Consider the following 25,603-nt stretch of genomic DNA (forward strand, 5'->3'; position numbering starts at 1 on the left):
GATTAAGCTGCAGGCTCGTAACCAGGAACAAGATATCTGATGTAGATGGAGTTTTGAGTTGTGTAGATACTTATGACTGAAGTACCGGTTCCGAAAAAGCATTAATTTTTTTTAACTTAATGGCATTGGGTATAAATAGCGGGTTAAAAAGAATTATAATTTCTCTTTAACCATATTGTCTAAATAAGTAAACAACTCCTGTGATGCTTTTTCTGCATCTTTAAATATTTTTATGATTTCATCAACTTTATCACTGCCAAGCATACGCATAGCTTTTGCTATATCATCATGCACTTTTTTATGCGGCTCTTGCAGATTTGTATAAAAACTGCTTTTTCCAAATAGTTTTTTACCTTCATCTGCATACCATTTGCCTAGTCTGCATTGAGTATGGTCACTCAATTCAAATTTCAATTTCCCTTCAAGCATTGATGAATATGCATTGTTTTTATAGACCATATGATCAAGTTTTGCCATATTTGTAAATAGTTCGTATCCTATGATTTCATTGTCTTTTGTGATAGCTTCACTGTTGGAAATCAACTGAGAAAGCGTGTCAACATAGTCCTCGAGTGTTTGCTGTGAACTTATGGAGTGTTCTTCAATTTTTTCACTGTTTTCACTCATATTCATCGAGTTTTGCTTAAGTACACTTATATTTGCTTCTACCTCACTTGTAGCTTTTTGCGTTCGTTCTGCAAGCTTACGAACTTCATCGGCAACTACTGCAAATCCTCGTCCGTGTTCACCTGCACGTGCTGCTTCTATAGCCGCATTCAGTGCAAGCAGGTTAGTCTGGTCTGAAATATCTTTAATAAGAGAGATCACATTAAAAATTTCTTCAACATTTGCATTCAGTTCCTCTGCAGAATGCCGTGATTCTGAAACCATCTCTGTAATACTGCCAATTGCATCTTTAATGTTATCCGTAGAGTGTGTCACTTCTTTAATGACTTCGGATGTTTTGGCATTGAGTATATTTACCTGATTGACACTTTCAACACTCTGAGACATGCTGTTTCTTAAATTTTCTGCATTGTTGAGTGCACCGCTTATCATCTCTCCCGACAGCGCAAGAGTCAGTTTGTTCTTCTCGCCAATTTCCGCAGCATGTTTTGCAGAATCTTCAGCTCTTAAAGCTTCTTCTTTTGCTTCGAGTGCAAGCGCTTCGACTTTATCTAAAAAGGCATTGAAATTTTTACTCGCCTGCCCTAATTCATCTTCTGATACCACGGGAAGTCTCTTTGACAAATCAGCATCACCCTGTGCCAATTCATCAGCAACATTTGCAAGGTTTACTATAGGGTCAGTAATTGTTTTTTTGATAATGTACATTAAAAACAGTAAAATAAACAGATCAACCAAAGACATAATATATACTTGTCTCAAAAGAGAGTCTTCAGATTGAGAAATGACGCTGTTTACTTTATTGATATCTTCACCGATCAGTGCATAAGCAACAACATTGTTTGAAAAATCTTTTATAGGTTCTGAGACTATAAAATACTTATCAGTTATTTGTGGTCTATCTGTCTTCTCAATAGAAATATGAGCCAAATCATTAAAAAACTCTTTATTAACGACATTTTCTTTGACTGCAAGTGTAAAATTACCGACTTTTGGAGCAGATTTTAATGAACGTGCTGTTGAGAGATATTCGTTTTTCATGACAATGGCTATTTCGTATCCGTTGTTTTTTCTCGCAGATTTTATTATAGAATTTAAACCTTGCATAAATTCAACAGAACCTAAATAGCGATTATTGAGCTCAACAGGAGCTAAGCCTCTGAGTACAAGCCCTGCACGACCAAGCTCAATAGCGACAATAGGTTTTTTATCTCTTTTAACGGCAACTATTGTTTTTCTAAAAGAACTTAAATCATCTCCAAATTTCTTTGGCTTCCAAGCACGTAAAAAACTATGTACATTTGCATCATGTATATGTATTTTAATATTTTTATATTTTGTGTATTTTTTAAATTCCTGAGACAGGCTTTTTAAACCATTGATGGCAACAGTTCTGTTGTTTTCCATCAATGAGCGTATCACACTGTAATTTTGCGATATGTTTATAGCATTGGTAAGACCGATGTCTTCCTTTGCTTGCATTGCTTGCTTGTAGCTAAGATGCAAAGAAGCAGATTCTGAAGTATAAACCTCATGTTCCAAGTCTTTAATAGAATAATAGTAGTTCACCAAAATAACAATAAATCCTGCTAAAATAGAAACTACCAATGGTATATGTATTTTTTTACTGATTGACATGAAATTTACCTCCATTCCTGCAATTTTTTTTGACAGGTACTATTTTAATTTGCCGTTTCCATAGTGCTTAAAGAGATAGTCAGTCACAATTTTTTCATCTTCTTTTGTGATAGGTGCTTTAAAATGTACAATCATCTTCTCTATCTTTTTATGCCAAAACTCACGTGATTGAGGGCCTTGGTTAATAATATATCCAAAAGAGTGACACATCAGACAGTTTGCCTGAACAGCATCAAATCCTTTACCCATTTTGATTTGATAAGATATATACGGGACTTCAATATCTCCCTTTACTTGTGCAAAGAGTGAACCTGCGGACAGTATTGCTATTAATAATAATTTTTTCATTTTTTCTCCTTAAACCACTTCTACTGTAACTTCATCAATACCATTGTACTTATATCCACCATGGTTCCATCCGATATCTTTTGCAAATGGCTGTTCATCTCCAAGACGATTAACTGCTTTTGCCATAAATGTCAGTTTTCCGTATTTTGTAGGTTTATATGAATACCTAAACTCCGTATAAGCATAACGTCCATTTTCTTGTTTGAGTTCTGCTTTTTCCCATGTTTTCCCACCATTAACAGAGACTAAAACTTCTCTAATTCCATGTCCGTCATCAAATGCCACACCTCTTACAACTACATGTGAATTATGATAGAGTTTCATCCCGTTTTCAGGATACCCTATCACTGATTTTACATTCATATTTGTTATTGGCTTTGTTGGTTTAAATTTATGCTTTGGCGTTTCACATTCACATTTATTGTCTGGAACACGGTATGCTACATCCATAAAGAAAAGAGATTTGTATTTATTTGTAACTGTAATATTACTTAACATTTTAACCCAACTGTCCGAATAGTATCCAGGAATAACCAAACGAAGAGGAAAGCCATTTAAATAAGGTAAATCCTCACCATTCATTTCATACGCAATAATGACATGATCATTTAACTCTTCAATCTCTAATTCTCTTACAAAATTCGGTGTTTCATAATAAGCTGCATTATCCTTACCGTTGAAACCGATCCAATGAGCATCTTTTTTCAAGCCTGCACGATTCAAAATATCACTTAACCGTACACCTTTCCATTTTGCACATCCCATAGCACCACTTCCCCATTGAATACCGCCTGCTATTGGTGTAAAAGCTGAACGGGAATTACCACCACATTGCAGTACTGCAGTTACTTCAACTTGTTCAAAATCATTTTTCAACTCTTTAAGAGAAATTTCCAATTCTTTTTCAACCAAACCATCGATTTTAATAGTAAAAGAATCTGTATCAATATAAGTCGGAATATCCGGAAGGTGCCATCTGACAAAAAATTCATCATTTTCAGTGATGCCGCGTGCAAATGTGCTTCTTGGTGATTCCAAAAGCGGTGGTCTGTCCGAATAGGTTATCAATGGTCTTTTTTCAGGGAAAGCCATATCAGAGACTTTTCTGGTATCAATTGGCTGATGTGTTTCACCGGCTGATAATGCAGTTGTACCTAAAATAGCAGCTGAAGCAGCCATAGAAGTTTTAAGAAATTCTCTTCTTTTCATATTTTTCCTTATAATTGTTATTTTGGCTTGGATTATATCGACAAATATTTAAAATGACTTAAAAGAGCTTTTTTTCCAATCTTTTTAAAAGATTTTCAAGCTCTTTGTATGATGTTATATAATCCGATTTTATCGCTTCTATTTCTTGAATCACACTGTTTAATTGAGAAAATATTTTTGGAAAACTTGCTGTTGTTTTTTCAAGTTCCTGCATATTCTTCACTGATAAAACAATCTGTTTTATTATCATTTCACTTTGATTCTTGACATTTAGAGGAGCATAGTTAATTTTGTCCGGACGTTTCAAAATTGCTATTTGTCGTAAAAATAAAATGCCCATTACAATAAAAGCTATCAGTAAATCATTATGAAACATTTTGACATCCCTCCTCAACCGAGTTAGGATTTATTGTATCATAATTTATTGTAAAACGATATCTACTATTTCTTTTGGATCTTTTACTACTACGGTATGTGTTCCATGCGCAGAAAATCCCCATGCTGCAAAAATCGCTTCAATGCCGGCATTGTGTGCACTTTTAATATCTTTTGAATTATCCCCCACCATCCATGCCTTATCTTTTTTTGCATCATAACTGTAAAAATTCAAAATCTTGTGTATCATATCGGGATGCGGCTTTGATGCCTGTACTTTATCTGCACCGACTATCATGTCAAACAAATCGGCTACATGTAAATGTTCCAGCATTGTCAGGGCAAACTGTGTCGGTGCATTTGTCGCAACTGAAAGCTTTACCCCCTTTACATGTAACCGCTCAAGCATCTCTTGGACACCATCATAAAGGTAAGGATGTTCTATACACTGCTCTTTATAATGTTTTTCAAAAAGAATTCTGTCTTTTTCTTCATAGATTTCAGTATTGTAAAAGAGTTTAGGAAGATTTCTTACCTCTTTGTTAATAGCATCCACTATAAACTCTTCGCTTAGTGGAGGCAGGTTATGATTTGTTTTTCTTACATAATTGACTGAGATGGTAATATCTTTTTTTGAATCAATCAATGTCCCGTCCATATCAAATATAACTATTTTTTTCATGATTTCATCTTTTTATAAATTTCCACAAGTGCTTCAACAAACAAATCACTGTCATTTGGACATTTACAGACTCTATACTCTTTAAATCCCAAATCCTGTGCTATTTCTCTGTACTCTACATCCAGCTCATAGTCTGTTTCCGAATTGTCAATAGTAAAGGCGATAGGAAAAATGACAACACCCCTGTTTCTGACTGTTTTGAGTTTGTCCTCAAGTGAAGGTTTGAGCCACTCCATACGCCCTACTTTTGACTGGTATGCCAAATGAACATCATGAAATGCCATCCCTTCTTTTTGCATCATCTCTTTTAAAATTTCCACATGACGTTTCACATGTTTTTCATACACATCTCCCGCATCTATAATTTTTTGCGGAAGTCCGTGTGCTGAAAAAACAATGTCAAAATCACGATACTCACTCTCTCCCACTGTATTTTGAATACTTTGAATAACTGCCCTGTTATATGTTTCATTTTGGAAAAAATGTTTTATTTCCACCAAAAGTGCATTGCCTTTACTCTTGTGATAGCACTCTTCAAAATCTTCAAGAGAGGACTTTGTCGTCGTTGTAGAGTATTGCGGATACAAAGGAATCAAATATATTTTGTCCACATCCTCTTTAGCCAGTTTTTCCACTACTTCACAGGCAAAAGGCGGTGTATATCGCATGGCAAAATCAACTATAAATTTTTCACCCAGTTTTTTTTGCAGTTTTGACACAAGATTTTTTGTATGCCCGACTATAGGCGATTTTCCGCCCAGTTCTCTGTATATTTCCTGAGATGCTTCCGCACGGTTAAAGACAATCAGTCCGCCAACCATTTTTCTCACAAGATTGCTTTTCATCGTCAGTATGTTTTTATCTGCAAACATATTTTTTAAAAACATTTCTACTTCATTCAGGTTGTTTGGACCACCCATATTCAGTAATACTATCGCCTCTTTTTTCAATCTACTTCCTATTGTATATATACACTCAGCCAGACAACAACTTTTTTTGTTTTGAGCAGTGTATGCTTTGTATTTGCAGCTATAAACAGAGTATCACCGCTTTTTAATTTGTGTACTATACCATTTATTTCCAATTTTGCACAACCTTTGAGAACGACAAGCCATTCATCTCTCTCTTCAACAAAGGTTTGCGGAGTTTTCAGGGTGTTGCTTACTATAGTTTTTATTTCTACATTTTTCTTTTTTAAAAGTGTTTGAAATTTTTCACTGTCAGGTTCAGGCAGCTCATAATCAAAAATATTACTCATCTTCGACTCTCAGGCTGACTTCATACATAAACTGTTGCAGAGGCAGCATATCTTCATAAATTTCATAAAGCCTGTTTATAAGCTTCTCCCCGTCTTCTATAAGATGCGGGTCGAGTATCGTATAGGTTGCCATACCTTTATAAAGGCTCAAATCAGCATGTTCCATATCAGCATGAAATCCTTTAGGAAAACGCTTATAGCCTTTTTCAAGATGGGTGTAGTTTTTATTTTTTGCTTTGATAACTTTAAGTATATTTGCGAGTTCGGCACGTTTGGCATCATTTTTAATGGTTTGCCGAAAAGCATCAAGCATCGGTTTTTCAAACCAGCGTACACCCACGGCTACATAAAGTTCTTCAGGCGAAAAGTGCAGATAAAAAGAGGAGCTTTGCATTCTCTTGCTGTTTCCCTGCCAAAATATTATGCCGATGCGCTCTTTTATAGGCATGGCAAGCGCATTTGGACGTCTTGAATCACGGTAGATTCTATACAGAGATTTGTTGATTTTTGGTATTGCGTTTATGGATGGTTCAAGTGCCTGCAGATGCTCTCCCATCTCTGTGACAAAAGCACGGGAGGGATTGAGAATGAGTGTTTCGTACTCCTGTTTATGAGCCGAAAACCACTCTTTGTTGTTGTTTTTTCGAATTGCTGCCAAAAACGGCAGTGTTTTTTTACTAAAACCTGTAAACTCCAAAGGTATTTCCTTTTTTACATTACAAATATATGTGTCAAACTAAAACTTAGTCATGAAAGACACAAAGCCCGCACTAAAGTACGGGTTCCAAAAAAGTCGCTTAACTTAATAGCATTGCGTTTAAAACCAAGGTTTTAAGCTTGCCTAAAATCTGGTATTTCTATGCTAATTTTCTGTTTCTAAAAGCAAGTGCAATAATTATAAACACTATTGCATAGGTTACCGGAACAAAGTCAGGAATAGGTACCGGATCCCCTTTTGCATACGAGTGCATACCCGCAAGATAATAATTCACTCCGAAATATGTCATCAAAACCGATGTAAATGCCAAGAGCGAGATTACACTGTAATTAAAGTCATTGTAAATAGATTTAATAAACCGTACATGGATAACAACGGCATAGACTAAAATAGTCACCAGTGCCCATGTCTCTTTTGGATCCCATCCCCAGTATCGACCCCATGATTCATTCGCCCAGACACCGCCTAAAAAGTTTCCAACAGTCAGTAAAACGAGCCCTATCATCAAACTCATTTCATTGATTGCATTTAACTCTTTAATTGAAAGAGATATCTGCTTCTCATTTTTGTCATTTTTTACAATAAACAGCAACAGGGTGATAAACCCAAGTAATGCTCCAAGCCCCAGAAAACCGTAACTTGCCGTAATCATAGAAACATGAATACTCAACCAGTAAGAATTAAGTACAGGCACAAGATTGGTAATCTGCGGGTTCATCCAGCTCAAATGTGCCACAAACAGAATCAGACCTGCCAAAATTGACGTAGATGCCAGCGTAATAGGAGACTGCTTGGAAAAAATAAATCCTGCCAGAACCGTTGCCCATGCAATATATGTCATTGATTCAAAACCGTTTGACCATGGAGCATGTCCCGATATGTACCATCGCAGTGCAAGACCCAAAGTATGTGCAATAAAAAAGATACCTAAAAGTCCCAAAGAAACTTTTGTAATTTTTTGCATTTGAAATTTCGGTTTTAAAATTTTCACAAAACTTAAAATCAACAATACAAAGCCCATAATGAAATACAATGGCCAAAGAATTTCAAAAACATTTGAGTGGTTGTAAAAAATCTCTGCTTTTATTTTATTTTCACTCGGATAGACAGCAGAACCGTAGAACCTCTGATATTCGTCTATCTTTTTCAATCCTGCATCAGCGATTTTCCATTCTCCGTTTGAAAGAGCAGCATCGACAGCTGTGAAATAGGCTATCGCAATCATTCTGACTTTTTCAGCCTGAGAAGCATCAAATGTTTTTAAAGCCTCAATTGTTGCATACCATTTGTTATTAAGGTCATTCGGTTTTGGCCATATTTTCAACAGTGAACCTGTAAAAACCATATAAACAACATTTACTTTTTCATCAATTTTCAAGGCAGCTTTGTCTAACTTGTTTCTGTCTTTTGGAGCTTTTCTTGAAGCCTGTTCAACAAGAGACAAAAGCTTATAACCCCGCATACCTGCAGGATCCTGAAAAAACTGTGCAAAAGAGGCATATTTTGCATCTTTTTTTATTCCTATGGCCTCATTTATTCTTTCATCAGCCGTTCGAATAAGTTTTATGTCTTTGTAAACATCCGGTCGTATCATCATGCCCAGGATTACCTGATTTGCACTTAACTCTGTTTCTCCGACTTGCAATGTAGAACTTCTGTGTATTTTTGCCAATACTTCCAAAGCAAGTGTATCTATCGGCTTCATACGTCCTTTTGTATCCTGCACTATCAAATGTCCAAATTTTTGTGCATGCTCTTTATCAAAAGAAAGTATGGTTTTTATAGCCGGATCAAGTTCAGCGGCTTTTGCCGGTGTCACTGCAAATGCCAAACCTGCAATCAACAATGCCGGAACTATTTTACACTCACTCGCTTTTTTTGCTTTTGCCGAAAGTTTGGCAAATCTGTGTTTTTTGGAAAAGAGTGCCCAAAACATTCCGAGTGCCAGTAAAAAATACCCTATATATGTCGGCAGTGTTCCTGGGTCATGGTTTACTGACAAAATTGTTCCTTTTTCATCCATATCATAAGAAGATTGGAAAAATCTGTAATTTCTGTGTTCCAAAATATGATTCATATATATTCTGTATTTCATATCAATTCCCATTTCCTTGTCTATAAGTTCCACTTCACTTGCATACGATGCCGGACTCATAGATCCCGGATATCTGTCAAGCTGGAAATCCAAAAGTTTTAAGGTAAAAGGAATTTTTATCTCTTTTGAACCATAAGCAACACTTACATGTAAACCATTTATATCCACTTCACTGGGAACACCAAGCATACCTTTTTGTGAATATACCAGGACTTCTTTTTGTTTATCGCCACTGTGAACCAAAAATTTAAGCGCATCTACACCGGAAGCCCGCAGTATGGATTTTGGGTTTGAAACCACTTTTTTATGTGCATGCAGCATAAAATCACGCAAAACAAAACCGCCTAAATCACTGCTGTAAAGAACTCTTGTCTGAAGCGCTTCATGATCATTTGCATCCAAACTGCCTCTGGATCGGTCAGCCATTTTTAAGTAAGAAAGTTTCATATCATGCTTCAGGTACAACCTGCCGTCTTTTATATACAAAAACAAAACCGGTTTATCAAAATGTTCGCCTGAATTAAAATCCAGAATAAAACTTCCCGCATTATAAAACTTGCCCTCTTCGAGTGCTACAGGTTTTCCCTGTCCACTGCCTGTAACCATAAGTTTTGCTATTGCCTTGCCGTTTTTGTCTGCCACCAAAGTTTCTATGGCATTAGGAATGTACTCTACAAGCTTCACATCAACCTTTTTATTCTCAAGCTTCAAATACGCCTCAAAATCATTATTTCCTCTTTTTGAAAGATATAAAACTTTAGAGAATTTTTTTGTGTCACTGCCGTTACTGACTTTTATGCTTATATAGGGATCAGCACTTACAATTGAAGAAGCACTGCCTCCTTCACGAATATGCATAGTCCCTTCATAACCAAAATACCGCGTCACTGCCGCACCGACCAATATCACCAAGAACGCAATATGAAAGATAAAAATAGGCGCTTTAGAGAGTTTGTACATCTTAAATCGATAGATATTATACAAAAGATTCAAAGCCAATAAACCCAGCAAAACCTCAAACCATCGTGCATTATAGATTTCTGCTTTTGCAGTCATCGTTCCATAGTCATTTTCAACTATCGTTGCATACCCTATTGTAAATGCAAAAATAAGCATTAAAATTGCCATCGTATGCATTGAACCAATTAAAGAGAGAATTTTTTTCATGTTTAACCTTTTAAAAAAAAATTATTATACTTGCAATAAGATAATAATAAACTAACCTAAAAACAATCACGCCTTTTTAACTTACATTTTAATTTTCACTTCAAAACATTTTTTCTGCACAGTGCATAAATTTACACTTCCGCCGTGTGCCTCGGCAATCTGACGGGAAAGAACAAGTCCTAAACCGTTGCCTTTGAGCTTTGTGCTTTTAAATGCTTCAAAAAGCTCTTTTTCATTATCTATAGCCACACCACTGTCATATATCTTAAAGATGTGATATATTCCATCATTTTCATAGGTTATTTCAACCCTTCCCTCTTCGTTTTCATCCTCTTCTATCGCATCAATGGCATTGGTGATAAAGTTTGCAAACAGCATTTCAAGTAAATCTTTGTCTGCATGCATAAAAAAATCCTCTTTTGGAAAAACAAACTCTATCTCTTTTGAATATCCGTAATAGGCTATCGCCATATCCAGAGACTCTTTGAGCTGACTCCACGGTATAAGATCTTTTTGTGTCTGCACACCTTTTGAAAACATCAGTGTCGCTTTAATGATTCGCTCAATTCTATAAACTGATTTTTGTATCTCTTCGACTATTGGAATATTTTCAGGAAGTACCCGTTTTTTAAGTGTCGAACTCATCAAAGAAATCGCCCCTATAGGGTTCCGTATTTCATGGGAAAGGTGGGCTGCCATCTGTCCCATAGTAGCAAGATTCTCTTTTCGCTTTTGTTCTGTAATATCTGTTGCAGAGAGCATCACTTTGTCTTTATAGGTAGAACTCTTGACAAGGTAGGAGTGTGCATTAAAAGTAATTTCATAATCTTCATCACGGTACTCCAAAAGCTTTAAAAGCTCCCATAACTCTCTTGCATGGGAATTTTGCAAAAAAACAGTGTTATCACTGTTAAGAATCCAAATAGCATTAGGGAGAAATTCAACAACCTTTTCAACAGTATCCTGCAGGTGTGCATACGAGGCCTTTAACTCATTAAACTCATTCTCAACCTTATAAGTCTGCTGAATAAGAACATTAAGTTCCTGCGGTGTAATAGATGCCATTAAGCACTGAGCCCTGTCAAAATTTTATACAAATCATGTGCATCATCACTGCCGGCAAGTTCGCGTATGGAATGCATTGCCCAGGTTGGCAGTCCTACATCTATGGTGTCTATTCCTAAACGCGAAGCCGTGATGGGTCCTATGGTGGAGCCACATCCCATATCGCTTCTTGTCACAAAATTTTGCAGCCTTACATGTAACAATGAAGCGCTATACTTAAACTTTGCTATTGTTTTGTCATTGGAGGCATATCGCTGATTTGCATTGACTTTTATGACAACACCTTTGTTTATATGCGGGGCATGATTGCTGTCATGTTTTGCCGGGTAATTTGGATGAATTGCATGGGCATTGTCTGCACTTATCATCAAAGAGCTTCTTGTCATCTTCATATACTCTTCATAATCATCAAACATTCTGTGCAGGGTATTTTCTAGAAAACTGCCCCCTGCTCCGCTCGTCGATTCACTCCCCACCTCTTCATGGTCACTTGCGATGAAAAGCATAGGCTTGTCTGTATTTACACTGCAAATACTAACCATGCCTGTGTAACAACTCAGCAGATTATCAAGCCGCGCACTTGCAATAAAATCATTCCGCAGCCCTACAAATTCTGCTTTTTGTGTATCATAAAAGCTCAACTCACTTGCATAAATTTCTTCGACATCTCCAATACCGTTGTTTGCAAGCTGCCATTTAATAAATTCATCAAAATCAAAATCTTCATTTGTGCTCAAAACCGGACAGATATCTGTCTGTTTGTTCACCGTTCTCTCTTTGTTGGCTTTGTCGTCCAAATGAATGGCTAGCGATGGAATAACAGCGATTGGCTTTTGCACATTAATCAAGATACTTTGCAAAGTCTTGTTTGCATCAAGATAACTTACCCGACCCGCTAAAGACAAATCTCTGTCAAACCAGGGATTTAAGAGCAGTCCGCCGTAAGGCTCAACACCGAATTTCACCACACCATGCTCTTTTATTACAGGATTTGGCTTGAGTTTCAGGTTTGGCGAATCGGTATGTGCCCCGACCATCACATAATTTTTCTCTGTTTTTGGATAGGTAAAGGCAATGATTGAAGAGCCATTGCGTGTGACATAATACTTTTGTCCTGCTTTAAGTTCCCATTTATCTGTTTCATCAAGCTTGATAAATCCTGCATTTTCAAACATCATTGCCATATTTTGCGTCGCATGAAAAGGCGTAGGCGAAGCATCCAAAAAGCCTAAAAGTCCTTCATTGAAATCTTGTTTATTCATCTGTTTATCCTATTATATCCACAAATTCATTGCCTTCAAGCGCAGTTATGAGCTGTGCATTTACATGTATGGCGGAATCTATGACGACATTGTGCAGTTTTGATACTATGGTAATTTTAAGCGGTCTGTTCCCCGGATTTTGCCTGATAAGCGTATAAAGTTTTTCCAGTACATCAAAATTACTGCTCAGTCGTACAGCCAAATTAATTGGCTCCGGCGGCGCTTCTTGAATCTCTGTTTTTACTTTTTTTGTCTCTTTCTTTGCCTGTTTGAGTGTCATTAGCTTTGTAACATTGAGTCGTGGTCCAAAATCAGTATGCGTGACTCTTGCCTTAAAAGCAACAGGTTCTTCCAGATCCATTTCACTGAGTTGTTCGAGCTTATCGGAAAAAAGCATAATTTCAATATTTCCATGAAAGTCCATCAGGTTGACAATACCGAACTGATTCCCTTTTTTAGAGATTTTTTTCGTTATCTCTTCTACTTTTCCTATAAATATAGCAAAAGAGCCGTCTTTGATGCTTTCAAGTTCTGATGAGAGTGTATAATTTAGCTCATCCAATTCTTGTCTGAAATTATCCATCGGATGCCCGGAGACATAAAATCCCAAAGTCTCTTTTTCAAACTCTAAAATCTCTTTGAGTTCATATTCGTCTGAGTTTGTAAGTTCGAGTTTTACGGTTGTAATCTCTTCATCATTTCCAAAAAGAGAACCAACTGCATTTTTCTTTGCTTCACTCGCTTTTTTTGCCGTCTCCACAATCAGTTCTATCTGGTCTAAGAGTGCTTTTCGTGAGTAGCCGTATCTGTCAAATCCGCCTGACTTTATAATGGCTTCAATAACACGCTTGTTTACTTTACTTGGCTCGATTCTGTTGACAAAATCCTGCAAAGAGGTATAGTCACCGTTTTCTTCGCGCTCTTCTATCATGGCATAAATAGCTGCTTCTCCAACCCCTTTTATACCGCCCAAACCAAACAAAATAATCTCCTGCTGATTTTTCGTAATAGCAGAAAATTCCAGATAAGAGTCACAGATATCAGGAGGAGAAAGTGCTATGCCCATTCGCTTGACTTCATCTATATAGCGCACTACTTTTTCTGTATTGTCTTTGTCTGAGGTTAAAAGTGCTGCCATAAATTCATTGGGATAATATGTCTTGAGCCATGCCGTTTGAAAAGTAACCATGGCATAGGCTGCCGAGTGTGATTTGTTGAAACCGTATCCGGCAAACTTTTCAATCAAATCAAAGAGTTCTGAAGCCGTTTTATAATCAAGCCCCTGTTTGGCTGCACCCTCGGAGAACTCTTTGTTGTATTTAAGCATCTCCTCGACTTTTTTCTTCCCCATGGCACGGCGCACAATATCTGCACCACCGAGAGAAAATCCGCCGATAGTCTGCACAATCTGCATAACCTGTTCTTGATAAACTATAACTCCGTAGGTAGGCTTGAGTATCTCTTCAAGTGCGGGAAAAACATAGGTAATTTCCTGTCGTCCGTGTTTACGCTCGATGAAATCATCAAGCATCCCTGATTCCATAGGACCCGGACGGTACAGTGCCAGGACCGCAATCAAATCCTCAAAGTTTGAAGGTTTTAAACGACGGTTCAGATCCTGCATACCGGATGATTCTATCTGAAACATTCCGACTGTTTCACCGGTCTGAATGACATCATACACATTTTTGTCATTTTCGTCTATCTGATGCCAGTCTATCTCCTTGTTGTATCTTCTTTTAATGAGTTTGATTGCATTGTCAATAACATCGAGTGTTTTTAGACCCAAGAAGTCAAACTTGATTAAATCGACATCTTCCATATAGTTGAGTGAATACTGTGTGACAAAGGTATCTTCCCCGGAAGGCTTGTATATAGGTGTTTTTTTCCATAACTCTTCATTGCTTATAACGACACCGGCAGCGTGCATTCCTGCATTTCGCTTGAGCCCTTCAAGCTTTTTGGCAAATTCCCAAACCCGTCCGACCTGAGGATCACTCTCTATGAGTTCTCGAAGTTTTGGCTCTTTTTGAAAAGCACCCTCTTTAAACTCTCCGTTTTTTGTTTTACCGTTAAGTGTAATGCCGAGTTCATCGGGTACAAGTTTTGCCATCTGGTCGGCTTTACTAAGCGGCATATCCAAAACACGTGCCACATCCCGAATGACTCCCTTGGCAAGCAAAGAACCAAAAGTAATGATTTGGGCAACCTGATTACGCCCGTATTTTTTTGTGACATAGTCTATCACTTCTCCGCGGCGCGCCTGCATAAAATCCATATCAATATCGGGCATACTCACACGCTCAGGATTTAAAAAACGCTCAAAAAGCAGGTCGTATTTCATCGGGTCAATGTCGGTAATCTCCAAAGAGTAGGCAACCAGGCTTCCGGCAGCACTTCCCCGTCCGGGACCTACTGCAATACCCAGACGCTTTGCCTCTTTAACAAAGTCCCAAACAATCATCATATAACCGGGAAATTTCATAGAGTTAATGATGTTCATCTCAAATTCCAGCCTGTCCCGATACTCCTGATGCTTCTCTTTTGGAACAATTTTCAGACGCTTTTGGAGTCCCTGTCGGCATTTGACAATGAAAAATTCAGCATCATTCTTATCAGCAGCACTCATCCACTTTTTTTTCTCTTCTTCTGTGGCATTTTCAGGTAAAGGGGGATCATCTTCAAAGTCTATATCAAGCCCCTCTTCTTTTGCATACTCCTGCGTAAATTTAAAGTTGGGCGGTGTCGGTGATTTTACAATGGGTACAAAATCTTCTATTTTGTCTGTAATTTCCTGCGTATGTTCTAAAGCTTCCGGAATATCGGCAAAAAGCCGTGCCATCTCATCAGGAGATTTTATATAAAACTCATGTACCGAGTGACGCATACGATTTGGATCATCATAAAGTTTATTCATCCCTATGCACATAAAGGCCTCATGGTACTGGGCATCTTCAGGATAGGTATAGTGTGTGTCATTTGTCGCCACAACTTTAATACCTGTTTCTTTGGAAATTTTTAAAATCTGCTCATCTATGTAGAGTTGATCCCCGATACCGTGACGCATCAGTTCAAGGTAAAAATCATCACCGAAAATATCCTGATACTCCCGAGCGACATCTAAAGCACCCTCATATCCGAGCGCACCGTTTTTGACATTTCTTTCATTTTGCAGATTTAGGTGCCAGTTTACTTCTCCCTGAAGACATGCAGAGGTACAGATAAGCCCCTCACTGTGTTCTCTCAGTTCTTTTTTGTTGATTCGCGGGAAATAGTAAAAGCCCTCTATAAAGGCTTTGGAGGAGAGGTACATCAGATTTTCATATCCCTTTTTATTTTTGGCATATAAACAGATATGAAAACGCTGTTTTGTACTTTTATCGCCAAGAGTCTCACCGTTGTGAATGTACCCTTCCATACCGATAATAGGCTTGAGTCCGGCATTTTTCATCTGCTTGTAAAAATCAATAGCTCCAAACATATTGCCATGATCTGTCATAGCAACACTTGTCATCCCAAGTTCTTTGACTCTTGAAACAAGGTTTGAGAGTTTGTTTGCACCGTCTAACAGTGAGTATTCTGTATGAAGATGTAAATGTGTAAAGGAAGGTTTTGCACTCAAAAATCACTCCGTTTTTTAGTATGTAAAGAATAGAGTGATTATAGTTAAAATGACTTAATTTGAGGTAAGAAGATGAAAAAAAGCTCCTTATTTAAGAAGCTTTTTCCATGCTTTTTTTATTTTTTTTACAAGCTTCTCGGTAATGCCTTTTATTTCTGTCAGCATATTCGGATTTTGATGCAATACACCAATTACCTCTTCCACATCACCAAAATGTTCCACTATTTTTTTTACTTTCTTTTTCCCTATGCCTTTTACAGATGTTAAAAAATCACTCAGTTCTTCTTGTGTAATTTTCACCTCATCACTAAAAGACTCCTGTGATTCATCTTTCGTAGGCTTTGGAACTTCTACATTCGAATCTTTCTTCAAAGAACGCAACGGTTTAAGCGAGAGTTTATCCTGATAATTCCATTTTTCACTCGGCCACTCCTCACTGTATCGTGGTTTGACGGCAGAAATTTTATACTTTTTATCCAGTTCATGCAGATAAACTTCTTTGTCACCGTACATTTTCTTCTTTTTACCAAAGTAGGCACCGTCATAACTTGCACGATATTCACCAAAAGTAATGTGTCGCATTGTTCGCAGCAAATCCGGAGAGATTTTTCCCAACTCTTCCCAGTTAAACATTGGAATATGCGGTTTTCTAAATCTTCCCTCGCTTAAAAGCCACATCAGGTATTCCCCGATCCAGTCTCTTATATAAGGAAAAGCGGCAAATGCAGTCGCACACTCTAAAATACGCACTTTCCCGTCTTTGCCGTAAGCCACATCACAGGCCCAGTATTCTGCTTTTGCAGCCTTGGAGACTTTCACTGCCAAATCAAGTACGGATTTTGGTACATCATTATAATCCATACTGCCGCCCTGGGAAGTATTTGTCAGCCATTCCCCCTCAGGCGCACGACGCCAAAAGGCACATACAGGTTTATGCCCTATGAGCATAACACGAATGTCTGCCTCCATCGGAACAAAATCCTGCACATAGACAGGATGATATCTTTTTTCTTCCAAAAGTGCTTTTGCTTCCTCATAACTGTCGACTTTATGTACAAAATAACCGCCGTAATTTGAAGGTCCGTAGGACTTTTTGATGATTTTAGGGTACTTTGCTTTTTTCAGTGCTTCATCCGCTTTTTTATGATTGTAGTAAATATAGGTCTTTGGAATCGGCAAGTCATATTTCCAGGCAAACCGTGTCACATTCTCTTTTGATTTGTTAGAAAACTGTGTATCCAAAGAAGGAATAAAACGCACATGAGGCAAGGCTCGAGCAATTTCACGAAATGTCTCATAAGCAGTAGCAGGAATATTGCCGATAAGTACATCAATTTTTTTGTCTTTGACCTCTTGAATAAATCTCTCTTTATCATTTTTCCAGTGATATGTCACTGTCTCTATTTTGTTTGGCCACCCTTTGAAATTGGAGTGGTCAAAAAATCTCAGGACATAGTCCATATACAAAAGGCCTAATTTCGGTAACTCTTTATTGCTTAATCCCATGCTGCTTATTCCTTAATCAGTGAAGTTAAATTATTTAACTTTTTCTAAATACTCGCCGTCAACTGTATTGACTTTAACAGTATCGCCCTCTAGCACATGATACGGTACCTGAACAACAGCACCGCTTTCGAGTGTTGCAGGTTTTTTGCTTCCGCTTGATGTATCACCTTTAAAATTCGGCGGTGTTTCTGTGATCACAAATTCCATTACTTCCGGAGCCTGCACAGAAATTGCCTTGCCTTTGTAAAACACAATATCAACGTTGATACCGTCTTTAAACCATTTAGAAGCATCATCACACTGCTCATATGTCAAGCCAAGCTGATCATATGTTTCATTATCCATAAACTGATACATCTCTCCGTCATCATACAGGTACTGCATTGTTTTGTATTCAATCACAGGCACTTCAAACTTGTCACCCGCATGCACTGTTTTTTCCACTACTTTACCGTTTAAAAAACTTTTCATTTTCATACGGACAAATGCTGCCCCTTTTCCCGGTTTTACATGTTGGAACTCTACTACTTTATACGGAACTTCCCCTACTATCAGACGCACATTTTTTTTGATATCACTCATACCGATTGTTGCCATTCACTCACCTTTAAAAATATTTTTACAATTCTATAATAAATGGGCTTAGAAGTCTCTAATAGCATTGCAAATATCTGATTAGTGACATTTTATTATTATTTGCTATTTTAAATCGCAAGATTAAGCAATTCTTAATATATAGAGGCGTACTATTTATAAAAAGCAAACTGGAGCTAAAAATGGAAATTTCATCATCATTAAATACTATAACTGTAAAAGGCAATATCAAGGCTATAAGCCATTATGAAGAAATAAAAAACGAAATTGAAAAGATGATCGACAATTCTCCGGATATAAAATATATAAAAATTCTCATTTTGGAATCCATCTCCATTACCTCCTCTATTATAGGATACCTGTGTAAACTCGTGGACGACGGGATAAATCTTGAGGTACACATACAAAATGAAGGTTTGCATGAACTTTTGGATGATTTGAATCTGGTTCCTTTATTGAATGTAAAAAAACTCTCCGCGCATTGATGAATGACTATATATCAGACATATATAAAACTTTAAATATATTATGTGTTGAAAACGATACAAAAACGATACAGATATATAAAAACATTTTTGCCGATATGTTCAAAAATGTATATTGTGCCAAAAACGGTCTAGAAGGTTTTAACAGCTTTCAAAAAAATGAAATAGATATTGTTATTACCAGATACAGTATGCCGATATGCAACGGACTGCAAATGAGCAAAAAAATACGCAAAGTGGATACTTCTGTTCCAATAGTACTGGTAACTTCTTTTCAAAGTATTGAAATTCTCAAAGAAGCAATTGATCTGCATATTGCAAGCTTTTTAAAACGACCTTTTACTGTCTCTTCTTTAGTCTCAATATTCAATCAGGCAGTAAAATCCATCATAGTTGACAGATGTATTATGAAAGAACAGGACCAAAAAATAAAATACAGCAATTATCAGGAAGGTATTACTTTTGCAAAAGAAAAAATTATTACAAAAAATGATTTGGAAGAGGACAACAGGCTTCTTAAACTTACATGTAAAGCCGTCTATAAGCCAAAAGACATTCTAAGCGGAGACAGCTATATTATACGAAAGTTAAATGAAAATGAGTATTTTATCTTTTTGGTAGACGGTATGGGCAAAGGCATCTCTGCTTCTGTGACTGCAATGCTGTGCAGTTCTTTTGTCAACTACTCTGTTGATTTGCTAAAAGAAGAAAAAAAACTGTTTTCGCTTGAGACATTACTCAACTCGCTAGTGAAGTTTATACGACCAAATTTACTAAAATATGAAGTACTTTGTGCGCATTTTTTACATTTTAAGCACAATACCCTGAGTTATGCAATTTTTTCTATGCCTCCTGTACTCTATATGCTCGATACACAAGAGGTCTTCAAACTCAAATCCAACAATACTCCTCTGGCATCCTATACAAAAAAATTTACTGTTGACACACTGGATATACAAAAACTTAAAAAAATGATTCTCTACAGTGACGGTTTGAATGAGAACACGGTTCATAATTCACAAGAGAGTTATAATGCATATATTGCAGAAGATTTTATGCAGGCAAACAGTGTTGAGGAATTTGAAAATTTGTATCAAAAAAAGATAGAAATACAAGAAGATGACATCACCTATATTTTACTGACATAAATTAGCTATAATTTCACAAAATTTTAAAATGAGTGGAGAAATATGGAATTTACTTTAGATGCAACTTCAAAAAATGCCCGTGCGGGAACTCTTAAAACAGCCCACTCCACTATTAAAACACCTGTTTTTATGCCTGTCGGTACTATAGGCAGTGTGAAATCTTTGGATGCACATGATGTTTTAGAATTACTCGGTGCCGACATCATTTTGGCAAACACCTACCATATGTATCTGCGTCCCGGAGACAAAACGGTTGCCAAGATGGGCAAGCTTCACGGCTTTACACAATACCCTAAAAGTTTTTTGACAGACAGCGGCGGTTTCCAGGCATTTTCATTAAGCGACATCTCAAAATCAAAAACTGACGGTATAGAGTTTCGCTCCCACATTGACGGCAGTAAGCACTTCTTTACACCTAAAAAGGTAATAGACATCCAACACAATCTCGGTTCTGACATCATGATGATTTTAGATGATTTGGTTGCACTGCCGGCAACACAGGAGCGCATAAAACTCTCTATAGAACGGACAACTGCCTGGGCAAAAGAGTCTATAGAGTACTTTCGTGCAAAGCAAAAAGAGGGTGTGGGCGTTGAACAGAATATTTTTGCCATAATTCAAGGCGGCACAGACAAAGCGTTTCGAACAAAAAGTGCGACCGAGCTGTGTGCTTTGGATTATGACGGTTTTGCCATCGGCGGGCTCTCTGTAGGAGAACTCAACAATGAAATGTACGATACGGTAGAACATACCGTACAATATATGCCAAAAGACAAACCCCGTTACCTGATGGGTGTCGGTACACCGGAAGATTTAATAGAAAATATTGAACGCGGCATCGATATGTTTGACTGTGTAATGCCCACAAGAAATGCAAGAAACGGCACTCTTTTTACCTCATTTGGGAAAATAAACATCAAAGGGGCAAAATTCAAAGAAGATCCCGAACCGATAGACCCTGAGTGTCAGTGCCTTACATGTAAAACATACAGCCGTGCCTACATCAACCATCTATTTCGTGCGCGTGAAATTACTTACTTCAGGCTTGCTACGATTCACAACCTGCACTACTATCTCAACCTGATGAGAGAAGTTCGTGAGGCTATTTTAGCAGACAGCTTTGCAGAATACAAAAAAGAGTTTTATGCAAAAAGAAGTTGATTTTCAAGTAATTTAAACATAAAAGCAATTCAGCCCGCACTGAAGTACGGGTTCCAAAAAGACTTCGGAATCGGTACTTTCTATGCCAAAGCATGGCTTAAAAATAAAACCAAATTTTTTTCTGTAATAACTTTCCTGCCACTCTCGCCCGCACTGAAGTACGGGTTCCAAAAAGACTTCGGAATCGGTACTTCAGTGCCGACTATTGTTACGTTTTATCACTCTCTTCCGGCATTGGAATAGCAGTTCCAAAAAGTGCTTCGCCGTTATAAAGCGACTGGGCATTGTGGATAACTTTTTTTTCATTTGTGTCAAAAAGCACAATGTCTGCTGCATTTTGCCCTACCTCTATAATTCCTGCTTTCGTATTGATACATTTGGCAGGATTTTCTACAGTCAATTTTACTAATTCGCTCATAGAGATCATCCCTGATTTTACCAGTTTTGTATAATAAATCGGCAGTGCATCTTCTAGTGCTTCACATCCATAGGCCGCATCAAAGAACGCCACTTCTTTATTTACAGGTGAATTTGGCTGATGCAAAACACTCAGAACATCAATATCACCATTTTTTAAAGCATTTTGCAAAAGAATGACATCTTCCCTGCTTGCTAAAGGAGGATTGAGTTTTGCCGTTGTATTAAAACCTTCACAGGCTTCATCGGAATAAATCAAGTGATGCACGGAGACTTCACAGCTTACATGGACACCCTCTTTTTTTGCCTTAGTGATAAGCTCTATAGAACGAGGTGAGGCAATGGACTTAAAGAGTATTTTAATATTGAAATATCTTGCTATTTCTATCATTCGTGATACATGTAATACTTCACTCAGCTCAGGAATTCCTGCCAGTCCGAGTTTTGAGCTGACATCTCCTTCAAGCATTACACCGGCATTAATCAAAGAGTTGTCCTCAGGCTTGCAAAAGAGTGTTACGTCATACATCTTGACATATTCTGCTATTTTAATAGCAATATTGTTTTTTGCTATCGTGCTCATATAAGGGGCCACAACACCTTTTTTTAATAAAATCGCGATATTTGAAAGCGCCATATCTTCTTTTAAAGCGTTCAGCATAAAATCAATCTTTACGCCCTTGATATCTTTGACACCGTTTTGTGCAAATTCCAAAACAACTTCATTGTCAATAGCAGGTGTTGCATCGGCATTTAATACAATATGCCCTACTCCGCCTTTTCTTGCCTCTTTCGCAAGTGTTTTTATATTTTTTGCATTTAAAGAAGAATCCAGCACTCTTACATTGGTATCTATAAGACTCGGCAACAGATAGGCACCTTGGGCATCTATAACATTTTCATCCTGCAAATTTTCACCTATGGCGACAATCACACCGTCTTGTATCTGTACATCGACATTTCTTTCTCCGTTTACGTCACACACTACGGCATTTGATATAAGCATTTCAGACCACCTTTGATATAATGTCCGTATTATAAATTATTAAGGCTTAAAACTCATGAAAATTCTTGTATCAGCACTCGAACACTCTGCAAATATGCATCTCAAATCATTACAAAAAGAGTTGGCCGATGATGTTGAATTTATAGGTATCTTTGATAAAAATCTGGGAGAGCCCATTGTGGATTTGAGAAGCCTTGCTATTATGGGTTTTGTGGATGCTTTGAAAAAATTACGGTTCTTTTTCAAACTTGCAGACGAAATGACAGAACTTGCAAAAGAGGCGGATAAAATACTGCTGATAGACTCTTCCGGCTTCAACCTGCCTCTGGCAAAAAAAATCAAAAAAAGATACCCGCAAAAAGAGCTAATCTACTATATACTGCCCCAAGCCTGGGCCTGGAAGAAAAAACGCATTCCCGTGCTTGCCAAAACTATAGACAGGTTATGCTCTATTTTACCTTTTGAGCCGAGTTACTATCCAAAAGAAGCTCCTATAGAATATGTCGGGCATCCATTACTTGACCAAATTACACACTTTAAAGAATCCCTCAGGGACGAAGTACAAAATGTCGTGTTTATGCCCGGCAGTCGAAAAGGTGAAATTACAAAACTCATGCCTGTTTTTAGGGAACTTGTGCAGCACTTACATGTAAAGGCAACACTGGTTATACCTGAGCATTTTTCCCAGACAGACATCAAGTCATTATATGGAGATATAAGTGATTTTGACATCACGCATGAACCGCATAATGCCCTTTACAATGCAGATTTTGCTTTTATCTGCAGTGGAACGGCTACACTTGAAGCGGCACTCATAGGTGTGCCTTTTGTTTTGAGTTACATTGCAAAACCGTTTGATTATTTTCTAGCAAGCAGACTTGTAAAACTGGATTATCTTGGTCTTGGGAATATTATGTTTTCACAGTATAAAAAGGAGGCACTGCATCCTGAGTTTATTCAGAAAGATGTGACTGTAGAAAATCTTTTAAATGCTTATAAAGAGTATGACAGAGAGAAATTTTTACAAAATTCCCAATCTTTAAGAGAATATCTGCAGCATGGAAGTTCTCAAAGAGTGGCAGAAATTCTTTCCCATTAGCGTCAAACTAATGCCTTTATGTATCTTTTGGTTTGCGGGCTTGAATGCTTATTTTTTTCCCTGTAAGCTTTTCTCTTGGCTTCCCGTCATAACGGTGATTACGCTCGCCGCTTTTTCCTGAAAATTTTGCTTTGCCGTTTTCATCTTTGCCTAAAAACTTGTTGGGTGCTTTTTTCTTTTTTGCCCATTTGTTCTCTTTTTCATCATCCTTTGTAAAATCACCTTTTGGCTTGTCAAACTTCGGCTTTTCCTGTGTAGAACTTTCATACCGTTTTTTAGCAACTTCTCTTATCTCATCTTTTGAGAGTTTTTTTCTTTTTGGTTCATCTGAATCTTTAGACTCTTTTTGCGGATATGCAAAACCTTCAACTGTTTCTTGTTTAATGGCACGTCCAAGCAAAGTTTCTATAGCATGCAGGGCTTTTTGCTCGCTCTCATCCAACAGCATTACGGCCTTGTGTGTAGCTTTTGACACTCTTGCTATATAGACGATGGCTTTGATCGGCATATCATAACTGATCAAAAAACCACAGGTCAAATTTTTGTTTTTTACAAGTTCTTTATCTTCTATGACAGGAATCTCTTTATTGTCCAGCTCTTCTTTAAGTGCTTGAGAATTGCTTGCACAAACAATTAAAATATCTTCATTCTTGTTTTCTTCTATAATTTTATTTAAAAGTTCTGTTTTTTTATCATCCGGGCAGGGATAAATACGATGGTTGTTTGGTTTAATGGCAATGGTCTCAGCAGGCATTTGGTGTCCTATAAAAGTATTTTTGAAATTATACCCACAAATGCCATAAATTATGCTATTATAGAAGAATAAACAAAAGACTTGTTTAAGTCTTCATTAGGAAAAAACGATTCAAAAAGAAATTACATTTAATTCACTCGGTCTTTCAGCGCCGATTTTAAAAGCTGTCAAAGAACAAGGGTATGATATACCTACACCCATTCAGGCAAAGGCGATTCCCGTCATTTTACAAAAAAAAGATATTTTGGCAGGTGCACAGACAGGAACAGGAAAAACCGCAGGTTTTACACTGCCTCTTTTGGAGTTGCTTTCACGCAAAAAATCTTCAAAGCAAAAGCATAAAGTCCGTGCACTTATTTTGACGCCGACACGCGAGCTTGCACTGCAGGTTGCCGAAAATGTCGCATTGTATGCCAAACATACCCCTTTTAAATCAACTGTTATTTTTGGCGGTGTAAAGATTAATCCGCAGATTACACAACTGCGAAAAGGTATTGATATTGTCATTGCAACACCGGGACGTCTGCTTGACCATATTTCCCAAAAAACAATCGATTTGAGAGAAATAGAATTTTTGGTACTTGATGAAGCCGACAGAATGCTCGATATGGGTTTTGTCAACGACATTAAAAAAATTGTCAACATTATTCCAAGCGAACGCCAAACGCTGCTTTTTTCGGCAACCTATTCGGATGCCATTAAAAAACTCTCAAACCAGTTTTTAAGATCTCCTACGCTTATCGAAGTAGCCCGCACAAACGAGTCAAATACCAGTGTAGCACAGAGTGTCTATCCTGTCGACAAAGCACGAAAAAGAGAACTCTTAACCCATCTTATACATGAGGGAAAATGGCAGCAGGTTCTTGTTTTTACCCGTACCAAGCACGGCGCAAACAAACTCAGCGGACAGCTTGAAAAAGAGGGTATTTCATCAGTTGCCATTCATGGAAACAAAAGCCAAAATGCACGAACAAAAGCGCTTGCTGATTTCAAAAAAGGAGATGTGAGAGTTTTGGTAGCTACAGATATTGCAGCCCGCGGTATTGACATCGACCAGCTACCTCATGTCGTTAACTTTGAACTGCCTAATGTCAGCGAAGATTATGTACATCGTATAGGACGAACCGGCCGTGCAGGCAATAAAGGTGAGGCAATCAGCCTTGTCTGTGTTGATGAAGATGAGTTTTTAGGCAATATAGAAAAGCTGATAAAAAAAGATATACAAAAGGTATGGCTCAAAGGTTTTAAACCCGATCCGAGCATCAAAGCGGAACCTATCAATATGGGTGGAAACCGAGGCTCAAGAAACAAGCCAAGAGGAAACTCCCGCGGCTCAAATGCCAACAGAAGCAGAGCAAGAAGATAAC

Annotated in this window: 21 protein-coding genes; 5 read left to right on the forward strand and 16 right to left on the reverse strand. The window is 37.6% G+C overall.

All coding sequences use genetic code 11. The annotated features are described in order from the left end of the window. Nucleotides 1-153: 153 nt before the first annotated feature. The 14 genes from MLC35_RS06845 to efp all read right to left on the reverse strand — a co-directional run bounded on the left by MLC35_RS06845 (nucleotide 154) and on the right by efp (nucleotide 18,169). Nucleotides 154-2,265 (reverse strand): methyl-accepting chemotaxis protein, encoded by a 2,112-nt coding sequence (locus tag MLC35_RS06845; RefSeq protein WP_434636305.1) that lies wholly within the window; start codon nucleotides 2,263-2,265, stop codon nucleotides 154-156. Between the two features lie 39 nt (nucleotides 2,266-2,304). Beyond that, complete coding sequence (locus tag MLC35_RS06850) at nucleotides 2,305-2,613, reverse strand: sulfite:cytochrome C oxidoreductase subunit B (RefSeq protein ID WP_151900171.1); 309 nt, start codon at nucleotides 2,611-2,613, stop codon at nucleotides 2,305-2,307. Nucleotides 2,614-2,622: 9 nt separating this feature from the next. Further along, nucleotides 2,623-3,822, reverse strand: coding sequence for a molybdopterin-dependent oxidoreductase (locus MLC35_RS06855; protein WP_151900170.1), 1,200 nt, complete (start codon nucleotides 3,820-3,822; stop codon nucleotides 2,623-2,625). Nucleotides 3,823-3,880: 58 nt separating this feature from the next. Then, nucleotides 3,881-4,198 carry a hypothetical protein gene (locus MLC35_RS06860; RefSeq protein ID WP_151900169.1) on the reverse strand — a complete coding sequence of 106 codons (318 nt, stop codon included), beginning with the start codon at nucleotides 4,196-4,198 and terminating at the stop codon, nucleotides 3,881-3,883. Between the two features lie 45 nt (nucleotides 4,199-4,243). Next, on the reverse strand, nucleotides 4,244-4,879 hold the full coding sequence (locus tag MLC35_RS06865) for an HAD family hydrolase (protein WP_434636308.1): 636 nt from the start codon (nucleotides 4,877-4,879) through the stop codon (nucleotides 4,244-4,246). Next, nucleotides 4,876-5,829: a ferrochelatase gene (gene hemH, locus MLC35_RS06870; protein WP_151900167.1), complete on the reverse strand. Its 954-nt coding sequence runs from the start codon at nucleotides 5,827-5,829 to the stop codon at nucleotides 4,876-4,878. Before hemH ends, MLC35_RS06865 begins: the two co-directional genes overlap by 4 nt. A gap of 8 nt (nucleotides 5,830-5,837) precedes the next feature. Next, the gene (locus MLC35_RS06875; RefSeq protein ID WP_151900166.1) at nucleotides 5,838-6,137 is read right to left on the reverse strand and encodes a cupin domain-containing protein; all 300 of its coding nucleotides are present in this window, start codon (nucleotides 6,135-6,137) and stop codon (nucleotides 5,838-5,840) included. After that, nucleotides 6,130-6,834, reverse strand: a complete 705-nt coding sequence (locus MLC35_RS06880) for a DUF2461 domain-containing protein (protein ID WP_151900165.1) — start codon at nucleotides 6,832-6,834, stop codon at nucleotides 6,130-6,132. The genes MLC35_RS06875 and MLC35_RS06880 overlap by 8 nt, the downstream gene beginning before the upstream one ends. Nucleotides 6,835-6,994: 160 nt before the next feature. Next, entirely contained in the window at nucleotides 6,995-10,117 is a 3,123-nt protein-coding gene (gene ccsA / locus MLC35_RS06885; RefSeq protein WP_434636311.1) for a cytochrome c biogenesis protein CcsA, read from the reverse strand. Nucleotides 10,118-10,198: 81 nt separating this feature from the next. Then, nucleotides 10,199-11,182, reverse strand: a complete 984-nt coding sequence (locus tag MLC35_RS06890) for a sensor histidine kinase (RefSeq protein ID WP_151900163.1) — start codon at nucleotides 11,180-11,182, stop codon at nucleotides 10,199-10,201. Continuing rightward, nucleotides 11,182-12,444: a M18 family aminopeptidase gene (locus tag MLC35_RS06895; protein ID WP_434579857.1), complete on the reverse strand. Its 1,263-nt coding sequence runs from the start codon at nucleotides 12,442-12,444 to the stop codon at nucleotides 11,182-11,184. The genes MLC35_RS06890 and MLC35_RS06895 overlap by 1 nt, the downstream gene beginning before the upstream one ends. 4 nt (nucleotides 12,445-12,448) lie before the next feature. Continuing rightward, nucleotides 12,449-16,066 carry a DNA polymerase III subunit alpha gene (gene dnaE, locus MLC35_RS06900; protein WP_434636313.1) on the reverse strand — a complete coding sequence of 1,206 codons (3,618 nt, stop codon included), beginning with the start codon at nucleotides 16,064-16,066 and terminating at the stop codon, nucleotides 12,449-12,451. 87 nt (nucleotides 16,067-16,153) lie between these two features. Next, complete coding sequence (locus MLC35_RS06905) at nucleotides 16,154-17,572, reverse strand: ATP-grasp domain-containing protein (RefSeq protein ID WP_346388849.1); 1,419 nt, start codon at nucleotides 17,570-17,572, stop codon at nucleotides 16,154-16,156. A gap of 30 nt (nucleotides 17,573-17,602) precedes the next feature. After that, nucleotides 17,603-18,169, reverse strand: coding sequence for an elongation factor P (gene efp / locus MLC35_RS06910; protein ID WP_151900159.1), 567 nt, complete (start codon nucleotides 18,167-18,169; stop codon nucleotides 17,603-17,605). Between the two features lie 179 nt (nucleotides 18,170-18,348). On the opposite strand from efp, the gene MLC35_RS06915 reads away from it, so the two are divergent. The 3 genes from MLC35_RS06915 to tgt are packed head-to-tail and all read left to right on the forward strand — an operon-like array spanning nucleotide 18,349 to nucleotide 20,960. Next, entirely contained in the window at nucleotides 18,349-18,651 is a 303-nt protein-coding gene (locus MLC35_RS06915) for a hypothetical protein (RefSeq protein WP_151900158.1), read from the forward strand. Next, nucleotides 18,651-19,799 (forward strand): response regulator, encoded by a 1,149-nt coding sequence (locus MLC35_RS06920; protein WP_434636315.1) that lies wholly within the window; start codon nucleotides 18,651-18,653, stop codon nucleotides 19,797-19,799. Before MLC35_RS06915 ends, MLC35_RS06920 begins: the two co-directional genes overlap by 1 nt. Nucleotides 19,800-19,841: 42 nt before the next feature. Then, nucleotides 19,842-20,960 (forward strand): tRNA guanosine(34) transglycosylase Tgt, encoded by a 1,119-nt coding sequence (gene tgt / locus MLC35_RS06925; RefSeq protein ID WP_434636317.1) that lies wholly within the window; start codon nucleotides 19,842-19,844, stop codon nucleotides 20,958-20,960. A 208-nt stretch (nucleotides 20,961-21,168) separates the two neighbouring features. Here the strand turns inward: tgt and MLC35_RS06930 are convergent, their stop codons facing one another. Continuing rightward, nucleotides 21,169-22,383, reverse strand: coding sequence for an amidohydrolase family protein (locus tag MLC35_RS06930; RefSeq protein ID WP_434636319.1), 1,215 nt, complete (start codon nucleotides 22,381-22,383; stop codon nucleotides 21,169-21,171). Nucleotides 22,384-22,438: 55 nt separating this feature from the next. On the opposite strand from MLC35_RS06930, the gene lpxB reads away from it, so the two are divergent. Continuing rightward, nucleotides 22,439-23,482, forward strand: coding sequence for a lipid-A-disaccharide synthase (gene lpxB, locus MLC35_RS06935; protein ID WP_434636321.1), 1,044 nt, complete (start codon nucleotides 22,439-22,441; stop codon nucleotides 23,480-23,482). A gap of 16 nt (nucleotides 23,483-23,498) precedes the next feature. Here lpxB and MLC35_RS06940 read toward each other — a convergent pair whose 3' ends face one another. Then, nucleotides 23,499-24,236, reverse strand: a complete 738-nt coding sequence (locus MLC35_RS06940; protein ID WP_434636323.1) for a hypothetical protein — start codon at nucleotides 24,234-24,236, stop codon at nucleotides 23,499-23,501. Nucleotides 24,237-24,357: 121 nt separating this feature from the next. On the opposite strand from MLC35_RS06940, the gene MLC35_RS06945 reads away from it, so the two are divergent. After that, nucleotides 24,358-25,602: a DEAD/DEAH box helicase gene (locus MLC35_RS06945; RefSeq protein ID WP_434638303.1), complete on the forward strand. Its 1,245-nt coding sequence runs from the start codon at nucleotides 24,358-24,360 to the stop codon at nucleotides 25,600-25,602. Nucleotide 25,603: the final 1 nt, after the last annotated feature.

The sequence above is a fragment of the Sulfurimonas sp. NW7 genome (genome assembly GCF_051132265.1).
Taxonomy (GTDB): Bacteria; Campylobacterota; Campylobacteria; order Campylobacterales; family Sulfurimonadaceae; genus Sulfurimonas; species Sulfurimonas hydrogeniphila.